At 60.4% G+C, this 13,241-nt stretch carries 10 protein-coding genes and 1 pseudogene; 7 read left to right on the forward strand and 4 right to left on the reverse strand.

What is annotated here, in order from left to right; all coding sequences use genetic code 11:
• Positions 1-286, reverse strand: a pseudogene (locus PMI18_RS24455) (outer membrane protein assembly factor BamA); the annotation flags it as partial.
• Positions 287-508: 222 nt separating this feature from the next.
• Between PMI18_RS24455 and PMI18_RS24450 the strand changes: the two are divergent.
• The 3 genes from PMI18_RS24450 (at position 509) to PMI18_RS24440 (ending at position 3,011) form a co-directional block, all read left to right on the forward strand.
• On the forward strand, positions 509-1,192 hold the full coding sequence (locus tag PMI18_RS24450; RefSeq protein ID WP_007896287.1) for a response regulator transcription factor: 684 nt from the start codon (positions 509-511) through the stop codon (positions 1,190-1,192).
• Positions 1,189-2,454 (forward strand): HAMP domain-containing sensor histidine kinase, encoded by a 1,266-nt coding sequence (locus tag PMI18_RS24445; RefSeq protein ID WP_007896288.1) that lies wholly within the window; start codon positions 1,189-1,191, stop codon positions 2,452-2,454. The genes PMI18_RS24450 and PMI18_RS24445 overlap by 4 nt, the downstream gene beginning before the upstream one ends.
• Before the next feature lie 107 nt (positions 2,455-2,561).
• Positions 2,562-3,011, forward strand: a complete 450-nt coding sequence (locus PMI18_RS24440) for a hypothetical protein (RefSeq protein WP_007896291.1) — start codon at positions 2,562-2,564, stop codon at positions 3,009-3,011.
• Positions 3,012-3,029: 18 nt separating this feature from the next.
• On the opposite strand, the gene PMI18_RS24435 is transcribed toward PMI18_RS24440, so the two are convergent.
• A complete protein-coding gene (locus PMI18_RS24435) occupies positions 3,030-3,713 on the reverse strand; it encodes a response regulator (protein WP_007896293.1) in 684 nt (227 codons plus the stop codon).
• Positions 3,714-3,716: 3 nt separating this feature from the next.
• Positions 3,717-5,135: a sensor histidine kinase efflux regulator BaeS gene (baeS, locus tag PMI18_RS24430; protein ID WP_007896296.1), complete on the reverse strand. Its 1,419-nt coding sequence runs from the start codon at positions 5,133-5,135 to the stop codon at positions 3,717-3,719.
• A gap of 113 nt (positions 5,136-5,248) precedes the next feature.
• On the opposite strand from baeS, the gene PMI18_RS24425 reads away from it, so the two are divergent.
• The 3 genes from PMI18_RS24425 to PMI18_RS24415 are packed head-to-tail and all read left to right on the forward strand — an operon-like array spanning position 5,249 to position 10,988.
• Positions 5,249-6,445 carry an efflux RND transporter periplasmic adaptor subunit gene (locus PMI18_RS24425; RefSeq protein ID WP_007896299.1) on the forward strand — a complete coding sequence of 399 codons (1,197 nt, stop codon included), beginning with the start codon at positions 5,249-5,251 and terminating at the stop codon, positions 6,443-6,445.
• 2 nt (positions 6,446-6,447) lie between these two features.
• On the forward strand, positions 6,448-9,594 hold the full coding sequence (locus PMI18_RS24420) for an efflux RND transporter permease subunit (protein WP_007896301.1): 3,147 nt from the start codon (positions 6,448-6,450) through the stop codon (positions 9,592-9,594).
• Positions 9,591-10,988 (forward strand): efflux transporter outer membrane subunit, encoded by a 1,398-nt coding sequence (locus PMI18_RS24415; RefSeq protein WP_007896304.1) that lies wholly within the window; start codon positions 9,591-9,593, stop codon positions 10,986-10,988. The genes PMI18_RS24420 and PMI18_RS24415 overlap by 4 nt, the downstream gene beginning before the upstream one ends.
• Positions 10,989-11,042: 54 nt before the next feature.
• Here PMI18_RS24415 and PMI18_RS24410 read toward each other — a convergent pair whose 3' ends face one another.
• A complete protein-coding gene (locus PMI18_RS24410; RefSeq protein WP_007896307.1) occupies positions 11,043-11,954 on the reverse strand; it encodes a LysR family transcriptional regulator in 912 nt (303 codons plus the stop codon).
• Between the two features lie 138 nt (positions 11,955-12,092).
• Here PMI18_RS24410 and PMI18_RS24405 point away from each other — a divergent pair, with 138 nt between their 5' ends.
• Positions 12,093-13,148, forward strand: coding sequence for a tartrate dehydrogenase (locus PMI18_RS24405; protein ID WP_007896310.1), 1,056 nt, complete (start codon positions 12,093-12,095; stop codon positions 13,146-13,148).
• Positions 13,149-13,241 lie beyond the last annotated feature (93 nt).

Below are 13,241 nucleotides of genomic sequence, written 5' to 3' on the forward strand. Positions count from 1 at the left end.
TGGCGACCGACGGACGCTCGACCACCGTGATGACCAGGACATCACCCTCGTGCCCCAGTTGGATATCCTGAAAGAAACCGGTCTTGAACAGCGCGCGGGTGGACTCCACCAAGCGGCGCTCATCCGCGTCATCACCGACGTTCAACGGCAAGGCACCGAACACACTCCCTGCGGAAACCCGCTGAAGACCGTTGATGCGAATATCGGAAATTTTGAAGCCTTGAGCATGCACAAGTGTGGCGTTGAGTAGCAGTGCAGCCGAGCAGAGCAGGCGCGAAAAATTCATCAAGATCTTATCCAGAACACATCGACAAGCAGCGTAGGCGGGCGCGGATATCTCGCAGCAAGACGAGTCCGCGGAGCGAGCAGGCTGGTGGAGGTGAAGCATAAAAGCTCGGTGCGTTTGGTGCGGTTAACCAAGTGTCAAGTTAGGTAAAGGTTGGCCCGGGGCGATGACGGTGTGCAGTGCAAGGGCGATAATGCGCGGACACACACTCAAGAGCTCCCCATGATCTCCGTATTGCTAGTCGACGACGACCAGGAACTGACTGGAATGCTCAGCCAATACCTGGAGCGTGAAGGCTTTGAGGCGACCGCGGTGCACACGGGCGAGGAGGGCGAGGTTCAAGCGCTTTCCGGGCGCTACAGCATTGTGGTGCTGGATGTGATGCTGCCGCGGCGGTCGGGTATCGAGGTGCTCAGGCGCATTCGGGCTGCGAGCCAGGTGCCGGTCGTGTTGCTGACCGCCCGAGGCGACAACATAGACAAGATCACCGGCCTGGAACTGGGCGCCGATGACTATGTGCCCAAGCCCAGTTCGCCGGGGGAATTGGTGGCGCGTTTGCGGGCAATCATGCGCCGGACGCAGCCGGCGGATCAGCCAACCACCGAAGTGATCAGGACCGGCCCGCTGGTTTTGTGGCCCGGCAAGCGCCAGGCCCTCTGGCTGGGGCGCGACCCGGGGTTGACCAGTACCGAGTTCAGCTTGCTCGAAGAGCTGGCCCGTTGTGTCGGGCAGGTGGTGAGCAAACAGGATCTGTCGCTCAATGCCTTGGGGTGTCCGTTGACCCGCTACGACCGGCGCATCGATGTGCACATCAGCAGCATTCGCCAGAAGCTGGGCCCGCGCCCCGACACCAAGGCCTGGATTCAGAGCGTGCGTGGCCTCGGTTACTTGTTGATCGCCGAATGACCAAGCCCAGCCGGCTGTTCTGGAAGCTGTTCCTGGCGTTTTGGCTGGCCACCAGCCTGACGTTTCTGGTCGGGCTGGGCATTCTGGTGCTGGGCAGTTTCGGGCCCAGAGACCCTCATCTGGAGGCGATCCTGGCCAGCGAAGAACAGCTGCTGCGACAGTTTGGTGTCGAGTCCGGCCGGCAGTTGCTGACGGTGTGGGAGCATCCGGATGACCAGACCATTGGCGTGTATGACAGTGCAGGTCAACTGCTGGCGGGATCGCCGGTTCTGCATCCGGCTTATGAGCGATCGGTCATCAGCAAGGACGGTGCCACGCTGTCGCTCAGGTCTTCACAGTCCCCTGGCAAAGAAGGTGATAGAGGAGGGCCAGGGCGCTCGATTCCGCTGATCATCGGCACGGTGATGAGTGCGCTGTTCAGCGGGTATCTGGCGTACTACCTGGCATGGCCGTTGGCCTATCTTCGGCGGGCAATGAGCGACGTGGCCCAGGGGCGCTTCGAAACCCGGGTCAAGCCGATGATGGGTGGGCGCCGCGATGAAATCGTCGATCTGGCCGAGGACTGCGACCGAATGGCCAACCAGCTGAAACTGCTGGTGGAGGCCCAGCAACACCTGTTGCACGACATCTCTCACGAACTGCGTTCACCGTTGACGCGCATGCAAGCGGCCATCGGGCTGTTGCAGCAAGATCCGGCACGCCAGGAAATGGTGGAGCGCATCCAGCGCGAATCGGTGCGTATGGATACGCTGATCGAGGCGTTGTTGACCCTGGCGCGCATGCAGGGTCGGCCCGAGAGTATCGAGCGCGAGCCAATCGATATCGTCGAGTTGCTGTCGGTGATCGTCGAGGACGCTCAATTCGAGGCGCAAATGAAAGGTTGCCGGGTAAGCCTGCAGGCGAGTCCGGCCTTTGTCAGTCGTGTCAGCGGCGAACTGCTGTATCGGTGTTTCGAGAACGTCATTCGAAACGCGGTGCGCTATACCAAGCCGAACACGGCTGTTGTTGTAGTGGCTGAGGTCAATCCCGATGCAGACTACCTGACGGTGCAGATTACCGATCGGGGGCCGGGTGTTGAAAACGAGCGACTGCAGGACATTTTCCACCCGTTCGAGCGCGGCCTGAACGAGGCCAGTGCCGGTTTCGGGCTGGGCCTGGCGATTGCTTCAAGGGCTGTGGAAATACACGGCGGCACGATCATGGCGCGCAACCAGCCATCCGGTGGGTTGATGGTGGAAATCAGCTTGCCCCATCGGGCGTGATCTTTACACGATATTACATTGGCTTGACGGCTCTGTACGCCCCGCCTCAGTAGACTTCCCGCTCAAACTTACTCAGCGTTTGCTGATGTTTTAGAGTGGAGGTGGTCATGTTTCTGGTTCATAAAAAGGGTTTCGTTCCGGGCAAGAAAATGGTCGACGGGCTTGTGCCCTATGACTTCTTTTGCGAAGACAATCCGGCCATCAATCTGTTTGTATTCACTGGCTCCACAGCCCAAGGCAAAGCGGTTGAGGAACAGACACTCTGGGGCTTTACCCGTCTGGAGCGCTTTGAGGCACTCACCGGCACCCTGGTGTCGAACAAGAAGAATGAAGGCTGGTTTCAAACGGTCAATGTACTCACTGGCCCTGCCCAGAACGGTACTCAGAGCGTGAAGTTTCAGCGTGTGCTGAAAATCATCAAGCATTGCGGTGCATCGGGCCGTGTCGCCAGCAAGGTCGACTACGAGATCCAGACAGATGAAGGCGATACCTACTTCACCCGCCGCCTTGCTACATCCGACAGCGCGCAAACCATTATCTATGCGGCGGATCAATAACGGCCATTTCGCCGACGCTCAGGCGTCGGCGAGCTGAAACCGATAGCCAACCCCATACAACGACTCGATCGGATGCTCTCCCGGGCAGGCCTGTTCGAGCTTGCGTCGCAGATTACGGACATGGCTGTCGACCGTGCGGTCGGTGACCACTCGGTGATCAGAATAGATCCTGTCGAGCAACTGATCCCGGGAAAACACGCGTCCCGGAGAGCGGGCGAGGGTATTGAGCAAGCGCAGTTCCAGAGGCGTCAGGTCCAGTGCCACACCGTCGAGGGAGGCTTGGTACTGTGCTTCGTCAATCTGTAGACGCGGTGCTGCCGAGGTCAAAAGATGCGGGCTGCGCCGCAGGATGGCTTTGACTCTGGCGACCACTTCGCGAGGACTGAAGGGTTTGCAGATGTAGTCGTCGGCGCCCAGGTCCAGCCCGAGCAGGCGATCCACTTCCTCGACGCGGGCGGTAATCATGATGATGGGCACGGCACTGAAGCTGCGCAGTTCCTTGCATACTTGCAGACCGTCACGTCCAGGCAGCATCAGGTCGAGCAGGATCAGCCGCGGCTCGTGGGCACGTACCGCCGGTACCACCTCCAGCCCGTTGTCCAGGCACTGGGTCGCATAGCCAGCGGCGATCAAATAATCGCGCATCAACGCGGCCAATTTGGGTTCGTCTTCGACGATGAGGATCGGGCTGTCGTTGACCATTGTTCAGGCGTTCCGTGGCAGGCGCAGGGTCAGCCAAAGGCCACCCAAAGGAGAGTGATCGGCACTGATACTGCCGCCATGGGCCAGGGCGATGCTGTGACAAATAGCGAGCCCCAGACCGGCGCCACCACTGGCGCGATTGCGTGAGGTCTCGCCGCGGTAAAAACGCTCGAACAGTCGCGGCAACTGATCCGCGTCGACCCCGGGGCCGGAATCAAGGAAATCAACGCGTACGACGTCGCCATCGCAGGCCGCACGAATGCGCAGCATGCCCCCTTCATCGGTATAGCGCACGGCATTTTCCAGCAGATTGGCGAACAGTTGCTGCAAGCGCTTGGGGTCGGCCTCCAACCGCAGCGGCGAGGTCGGTAGTTCCAGCTCCAGGCGCAAATGCCGCGCATTGCAGCGTTCCTGGAACATCGCCACGCAACCGTCCAGCAGCTCGTTGAGATCGCATTCGCTCTTGCGGTAAGTCAGTGCGCCCACATCGGCCAGGGACAGTTCATACAGATCATCCACCAGTTTGCTGAGCATGCCGACTTCGCCTTGCAGCGATTTCATCGAGGATTGATCGAGGGTGCGCACACCGTCCTCGATGGCCTCCAGTTCACCACGTAACACCGACAGCGGGGTGCGCAATTCATGGGAAACATCGGCCATGAACTCCCGGCGCATTTTTTCGTTGCGTTCCAACGTATACGCCAGCTGATTGAAGTCACGGGCCAGTTGACCGACTTCGTCATTGGAAGACACCGCCACCCGGTTGCTGTATTCCCCGGCGGCCAGTCGGTGCGTGGCGGCGGCCACTCGCTTGACCGGGTCAAGCAGGGTGCGGGCAATCCACCAGGCGATCAGCATCGCCAGCAGCAACGAGATTACGCCCATGCCCAGGCTGGTGCGCAACAGGTACAGGCGAAAGCGTTCGCCACCGGCTTCGGTCACGTTCTGAAACGGTGTTACCGCCAGCCAACCGACGGTTTTACCGGCAACCTCGATAGGGCGCATCAGGGCGTCGTCGGCAATCGCTGAGTAGCCCATGACCAGCTGTTTTTGCTGGTCCAGCAAGGCGATGCGAAACACCGCGCCGGTCAGGTCGGACGTGGGCAGGTTCGGCCGCTGCGGGTCGGTGAAATCTACACCCGGCTCCGGCCGCATGAGCTCGAACCAGCGATCCGGCTGGTTGCGCAGGAACTCCCAACTGCCTTCGCGCTCATAGGCGCCGGCCAGGCGTGGCAGCACCGGGGTCATGCGCAACAGGGCCTGTTCGTTGAGGTAGTCGAGAAAGCCTTTGCCAAAGCTCCAGCCGTTGGCCAGCCCCATGCTCAGGATGACAAACAGCACGCTGGCCAGTACCGCAATAAACAGCTTGGTGGAGATACTCAGTTTCATGGGCTCGGGCAGGTCGGTGAATGGCCCGCCCATTTAGGCCCCGGCGCGACGAAGTTTCAAGCTCGCGGGGCAATCTTCAATTTTCCTGCACATTTGCCTCGCAGTATGGCGCCTGGCTTCAGCCATCCCGTCTTGCAGAGGCATTTATGTCGACCAAACTTTTCGCCAAATCCTTGGTGACCGCCGCCATTCTACTTTCCTTGATCGTCCTGCTCGTGTTGAGCGGATGCTCCCCCGGCGAATCCGCGCCGGTTATCGAACCGCCCAAGGTTTCAGTGATCACTGTGCAGCCCAAAAGCCAGGCGTTGACCACGGAACTGGCCGGGCGCACCCAAGCGTTCATGGTCGCCGAGATTCGGCCGCAGGTTGGCGGTATCGTTCAGCAGCGGTTGTTTGTCGAAGGTGCCGAGGTCAAGGCCGGGCAGGCGTTGTATCAGTTGGACGCGTCCTCTTACAAAGCCTCGTTGGCTGAAGCACAGGCGACCCTGGCAAAGGCTCGCGCCACATTGAAGTCGGCCCAGGCCACGGCCAGGCGCGATGCACAGTTGGCGAAGATCGATGCCATCAGCCAGCAGGACAACGAGGATGCCCAGGCCAGTCTGCTGACCGCCGAGGCTGAGCTGCAAGTGGCGCAGGCCGGCGTGGATACCGCGCGCATCAACCTGGCCTATACCCGCATTAGCTCGCCCGTCAGCGGACGCATCGAAACCTCGACGGTCACCCCCGGTGCGCTGGTGGTGGCCAATCAGGACAGCGCACTGACCACGGTGCAGCAGTTGGACCCGATCTATGTTGATGTCACCCAATCGACCACCGAGTTGTTGCGCCTCAAGCGTGACTTGGCCAGCGGCGCGCTGCAAAGCAACGGCGAGGGCGAGGCGCGGATCAGCCTCAAGCTTGATGACGGCAGCACTTACGCTCATGAAGGTCGCTTGAAGTTCAGCGGGGTCAGTGTCAATGAGGGCACTGGCACGGTGACCTTGCGGGCAGAAATCGCCAATCCTGACCGGCTATTGCTGCCGGGTATGTACGTGCGGGCGGTGCTGGAACAGGCTCGGGACGATCAGGCGATATTGATTCCACAACAGGCGGTGAACCGCAGTGCAAGTGGCGTGACCTCGGTGCTGGTGGTGGTCAATGGCAAGGTCGAACAGCGCGTGTTGACCATCGACCGCGCCGTGGACAATCAGTGGTGGGTCACGGCTGGTCTGAAGGCGGGTGACCAAGTGATTGTCGAGGGCGGGCAGAAAGTCCGAGTCGGTGAATCAGTGGTAGCACAGAACCCCGGTACTCGCAGCCGCACGCTGAAATCGGCGCCTGTTGCCATTGCGCAGGAGGGCTGAGCATGGCGCGTTTTTTTATTGATCGGCCGATTTTTGCCTGGGTCATCGCCATCGTCATCATGCTTGCCGGGGCCTTGTCGATCAGTCAGTTGCCCCTGGAACAGTACCCGGACATCGCGCCGCCGACGGTTCGTATTTCCGCCACCTACACCGGCGCCTCGGCCAAGACCGTGGAAGACTCGGTGACCCAGGTCATCGAGCAGCAGATGAAAGGCCTGGATAACCTGACCTACATGTCGGCCTCCAGCAGCTCGGCGGGCAGTGCCAGTATCAACCTGACGTTCACCGCGGGCACGAACCCGGATGTGGCGCAGATGCAGGTGCAGAACAAGCTGCAACAGGCTGAGTCGAGACTGCCGCAGTCGGTACAGAGTGAAGGCCTGACCGTGACCAAGGGCGGGTCGGACTTCCTGATGATTGCCGCCCTGGCTTCCGACAACGAAAGCGTGACCGGCACCCAGATTGGCGATTACATTTCCAGCACCTTGCTGGACCAGATCAGCCGTATCGATGGCGTCGGCGATGTGCAGACTCTCGGTTCGGGCTACGCCATGCGCATCTGGCTGGACCCGGCCCTGCTGGAAAAGTACGCGTTGATGCCCTCGGACATCAGCAGCGCCCTGGAGGCGCAGAACACCGAAGTCTCCGCCGGCCAGCTCGGTGCATTGCCAGCGGTGTCCGGGCAGCAACTGAATGCCACCATCAGTGCCCGCAGCAAACTGCAAACCGCCGAAGAGTTTCGCAATGTCGTGGTCAAGTCCACTAGCGATGGCGCCGTGGTGCTGCTGGGGGATGTGGCGCGAGTCGAGCTGGGCAGTGAAAGCTACGACATCAGTTCAGCCCTCAACGGCAAGCCCGCCGCCGCCATGGGCGTGCAGTTGGCCGCTGGCGCCAATGCCCTTGAAGTCGGCGAAGCGGTGAAGGCCAAGCTCAAGGCGTTGGAGCCGTTCTATCCGACGGAAATGCAGCTGAAAAATGTGATTGCCTACGACACCACGCCCTTTGTAAGCCTGTCCATCGAGGAGGTGGTCAAGTCCTTGGGCGAAGCCATCGTCCTGGTGGTGCTGATCATGTTCCTCTTCTTGCAGAACCTGCGGGCCACGCTGATCCCGGCGATCACCGTGCCGGTGGTACTGCTCGGCACGTTCGGCGTACTGGCGCTGTTCGGCTATTCAATCAACACGCTGACCATGTTCGCCATGGTCCTGGCAATCGGCCTGTTGGTGGACGACGCGATTGTGGTGGTGGAGAACGTCGAACGGGTGATGGGCGAACAGGGGCTGTCGGCCCTGGCCGCCACGCGTCAGTCGATGGATGAAATCACCAGCGCCCTGGTCGGCATTGCCCTGGTCCTCAGCGCCGTGTTCATTCCGATGGCGTTTTTTGGCGGCTCTACGGGGATCATCTACCGGCAGTTTTCGGTGACCATCGTTTCGGCCATGGTGCTCTCGGTGCTGGTGGCCATGACGCTGACGCCGGCGCTGTGCGCGACCCTGCTCAAGCCGTCCGATGCCCAGGGCCATGGTGCTCAACGCGGGTTCTTCGGCTGGTTCAACCGCACCTTCGAACGCTGCGCCGAGGCCTATAAAGGATGGGTGGGGGCAATTTTTCAGCGTGGACGTGCGAGTCTGCTGGTGTATGGGCTGGTGGTGCTGGCGATGGCGTCCGGTTATTTCAGCTTGCCGACTTCGTTCCTGCCTGATGAAGACCAGGGCATTCTCATGGCTCAGGTGCAGTTGCCGGTAGGGGCCACGGACAGCCGTACTCAAGCCGTGGTGAAACAGTTCGAAAGTTATATCCTCGAACAACCGGAAGTCGAGGCGCTGATCAGCATCTCTGGCTTGGGCATGAACGGCAACAGCCAGAACGCCGCCCGCGCCTTTATCCGGCTCAAGGACTGGAACGAGCGGTCGGGGGCCGGGCAGGATTCGGCGTCCATCGCCCAGCGGGCGACCATAGCACTGTCGAGCATTGGTGATGCCAATGTGTTCGTCATGCAACCCCCGGCTGTGCGGGGCCTGGGGCAGAGTTCGGGTTTTGATGTGCAACTCAAGGATCTTGGTGGCCTGGGGCATGATGCGCTGGTGGCGGCGCGGGAGAAGTTTATCGAACTGGCCAGCAAAGACCCTCGACTGCTGGGGGTACGCAGCAATGGCCTGGATGACTCACCGCAGCTCAAGGTCAGCATCGACGATCGCAAGGCTGGGGCCTTGAGCCTGAGCACCAGCGACATCAATACCACCTTGTCCACGGCGTTGGGCGGCACTTACGTCAATGACTTTCTCAACCAGGGCCGTGTGAAGAAGGTCTACGTTCAGGGCGAGGCGTCGTCGCGGATGCAGGCAGTCGACCTGGAGCACTGGTTCGTGCGCAACAGCAACAATGAGATGGTGCCCTTTTCCTCGTTCGCCAGCAGTTCGTGGAGCTATGGCTCACCGTTATTGGAACGCTACAACGGCAACGCTTCGCTGGAGGTGGTCGGCGATCCTGCGCCGGGGGTCAGTTCCGGGGTCGCCATGGATGCCGTGGAAGCGATTATCAAGCAATTGCCGGAAGGCATCGGTTACGAGTGGACCGGGCAGTCGTATCAGCTGCGCCTTTCCGGTTCGCAAGCACCGTTGCTTTACGGGATATCAGTGTTGTTCGTGTTCCTCTGCCTGGCTGCGCTTTACGAGAGTTGGTCGGTGCCATTCTCGGTGATGCTGGTGGTGCCGTTGGGTGTGGTTGGCGCGGTACTGGCCACCCGTTTCAGTGGTTTGAGCAACGACGTGTACTTCCAGGTCGGGCTGTTGACCACCGTGGGGTTGGCGGCCAAGAACGCGATTCTGATCGTCGAATTCGCCAAGCATTTGCAAGAGCAGGGCAACAGCTTGCGGGAGGCGACGCTGATCGCCGTGCGGCAACGCCTGCGGCCCATTCTCATGACGTCCCTGGCGTTCATGTTCGGCGTGCTGCCTCTGGCCCTGAGTTCCGGCGCCGGTTCCGCCGGGCGTCAGGCCATCGGCACTGGCGTGCTGGGCGGTATGTTCACCGCCACGGTGCTGGGGATCTTCTTCGTACCGCTGTTCTTCGTGCAGATTCGCCGTCGCTTTGGCCGCGTTTCCACGGCTTCGACCTCCGTCCAATCCGCCCAGTCAGGTGACGCATGATCAAATTTCGCTGGCCACTGCTGGCCGTCCTCGCGCTGCTCGGTGGCTGTATCAATCTGGCGCCGCAGTACGAGCGCCCTGAAGCGCCCGTCTCCGAACAATGGCTGCCGCCCGCCAACACGCCCAAGGGGGAGGTAGGCGCCGATATCGAGTGGCAGCAGTTCTTCACCGACAGCCGTCTGGCGCGCTTGCAGTCCCTGGCCCTGGTCAATAATCGCGACCTGCGCCTGGCAAGCCTGAACATCGAAAAGGCGCAGGCTCAGTACCGCATCCAGCGAGCCGAGGCCTTGCCTTCGATCGATGCCGGCGTCAGTGGCACTCACAGTCGCACGCCCGGTTCGTTATCCAGCAGTGGCTCGGCGACCACCACCCATGACTACAGCGCGCAACTGGGCCTGAGCAGTTATGAAGTGGACGTGTTCGGGCGGGTACAGAACCTTCAGGACGAAGCGCTGGAAGACTATCTGGCGCTGACCGAAACCCGGCGCAGCACGCAGATCAGCCTGGTGGCCGAAGTGGCTACGGCGTGGTTGACCCTGGCGGCGGACAACGAGCGGTTGCACCTGGCCCAAGAGACCTTGCGCAGTCAGCAGGCGACCTACGAATTGACCCAACGCAGCCACGCAATAGGTGGTTCTTCTGGTCTGTCTGTGGCGCAGGCGCAAACCACTGTGGAGTCCGCCCGAGGCGACGCGGCGGTCTACGAAAGCCAGATTCTCCAAGACCGCAATGCCTTGCGTCTGCTGGTTGGCAGCGATGTTCCCGAGGAGCTGTTGCCAGGCGCGAACCTGGAATCGGCTGCGGCGCTGGTTCAAGTGCCGGCGGAGCTTCCGTCCAGCCTGTTGCAACGACGCCCGGATGTGTTGGCCGCCGAACACACACTCAAGTCGGCCAATATCGACATCGGCGCGGCCCGTGCGGCGTTCTTTCCGAGTATCAGCCTGACGGCCAGTGCGGGGTCCTCAAGCTCGGCCTTGTCCGGACTGTTCAAGTCCGGCAGCGGCGCCTGGACGTTTGCCCCGAGCATCAGCCTGCCGATCTTCGATGCCGGTAGTAACCGCGCGACGCTGGATTCGGCCAAGGTCGAACGCGAAATACAGGTGCAGACCTATCAGCAGACGGTGCAGAGCGCGTTCAAGGAAGTGGCCGATGCCCTGGCGGTACGCAGCACGCTGGATCGCCGCATCACGGCTCAGCAAGCGTTGACCGACGCCAGCCGCAAAAGTTTCGAACTGTCCGACGCCTTATACCGTGGCGGTTCGCAAAGCTATCTCGAAGCCTTGGACGCCCAACGCTCGCTGTACAGCGCACAGCAGGACCTGATCACCCTGCGCCTGACCGAACAGAGCAACCGGGTGACGTTGTACAAGGTGTTGGGCGGCGGCTGGAATTAATGGCAGAGCGTGGAGAGTCGCGTCTTTGGCTCTTTGGAAGAAACCGTGCGTAGACTATTGCGCTTCATCCAGATGATCGATGTGCTTGAAGCGCTCGACCAAGAAGTCGATCAGGCAGCGCACGCGTGCCGACAGGTGCAGCTGTTGCGGGTACACGGCGTAGACATCTGCTCGGGTCGGTGTCTGGTCCTCCAGCACTAGGCGCAAGCGGCCACTGCGCACGTAACGGGCGATGTCCCATTCGGCGCGAAGCAGAATTCCGTAGCCTTCCAGCGCCCAATTCAAGGCCACTTCACCGTCGTTGCAGCCTAAGGCGCCGCGTACTTTGATGTTTTGTGTGCGCCCACCGTGGGTAAAACTCCACACGCCGTACGGCGTTTCGTTTTGCCGCAGGAAGATGCAGTTGTGTTGCTGTAAATCCGTCAGGCGTTGGGGCACGCCATGCTTTTCCAGATACAGCGGCGAGGCACATAACAAACGGCGATTGGAGGCAATCTTTCGTGCGTGGAAGGTGGCATCCGGCAGCGTGCCGAAACGGATGCCCAGATCAAACCCGTGAGTTGCCAGATCCAGCGGGTGGTCGCTGATCTCCAGCTGAATTTCCACCTCAGGGTAGAGGGCGAAGAACGCGGCCAATGCCGGCCCGATGTAACGACGACCGAACCCCAGCGAAGCGTTGACGCGAATCAAACCCTTGGGGGTTGCGCGACTGTTGCTGATCAGCTGCTCAACCTCATCAATCTGCGTCAGGATGCGTGCGGCATGGGAAAAATACAGCTCGCCTTCCGAGGTCAGGCTCATCGACCGCGTGGTGCGGTTGACCAGGCGTATGCCAAGCCGGGCCTCCAGTGCGCTCAGGCGTTTGCTCACCGCTGGCGGCGTAACACCCAGCTCGCGTGCAGTCGCCGCCAGGCTTCCCTTGTTGGCCAACAGGTAGAAAAAAGACAAATCCAGTGTCTGGCTCATTCGTAACTCAAAGTTATGGATGTAGTGATTTAGAGTAACTCACAGCTCTTTGTTCACTACATATACTCCGTTCACACACCGCTTGGACAGTCCGGTCCGACGGAAACAACAAGAACGTAACGAGAGTGGAGTTGACCAATGAGCGCATACAAAATTGCTGCGGTACCCGGTGATGGTATTGGTGTGGAAGTGATCGCTGCTGGCGTCGAGGTGCTGCAAGCCCTGTCGAAAAAATCCGGTTTTGAGCTGGACTTCAAACACTTCGATTGGAACTCCGATAACTACCTGAAAAACGGTTACTACATCCCGGAGGGTGGCCTGGAAGAACTGAAAACCTTCGACGCCATTTTCTTCGGCGCTGTCGGTGCGCTCAACGTACCGGATCACATTTCGCTGTGGGGCCTGCGCCTGCCGATCTGCCAGGGCTTTGACCAATACGCCAACGTGCGCCCGGCTCGCGTGTTGCCGGGGGTAAAAAGCCCGCTGCTCAATGGTGATCAAATCGACTGGGTGGTGGTGCGTGAAAACTCCGAGGGCGAGTACTCCGGCAACGGCGGTCGTGTCCATCGGGGGCTGCCCGAAGAAGTGGCGACCGAAGTGTCGGTCTTCACCCGTGCCGGCGTTGAACGCATCCATCGCTTTGCCTTCCAGCTGGCCCAGAGCCGCCCGCGCAAACATCTGACCATGGTCACCAAGTCCAACGCTCAGCGTCACGGCATGGTGTTGTGGGATGAGATTTTCTACGAGGTCGCCAAGGATTTTCCGGATGTGAAGATCGACAAGGAACTGGTCGATGCCGTGACCACGCGCATGGTGCTCAAGCCGTCGACGCTGGACGTGATCGTCGCCACTAACCTGCACGCCGACATCCTGTCCGATCTGGCCGCGGCCCTGTCGGGCAGCCTGGGCATTGCGCCGACAGCCAACCTGAACCCCTCGCGCAAATTTCCGTCGATGTTCGAACCCATCCATGGCTCGGCCTTCGACATCACCGGCAAAGGTGTTGCCAACCCGATCGCGACGTTCTGGACGGCCGCCATGATGCTCGAACATCTCGGCGAAGCGGCTGCGGCGAAACAGCTGATGTCGGCCATCGAAGCCGTGACCGAAAGCGGTTTGCATACCCCTGATCTGGGCGGAAATGCCACCACCCGGCAGGTCACCGACGCCGTGATCGAGTTGATCAATCGCTGATATTTTTCGCTGATTCAAAGTAGTACTGCGGCACAACACCAAGGGGCTGATCACTGATCGGACCCCTTGGCATTTCCTGACAACAATAAAAAA

Source organism: Pseudomonas sp. GM102, from assembly GCF_000282555.1.
Taxonomy (GTDB): domain Bacteria; phylum Pseudomonadota; class Gammaproteobacteria; order Pseudomonadales; family Pseudomonadaceae; genus Aquipseudomonas.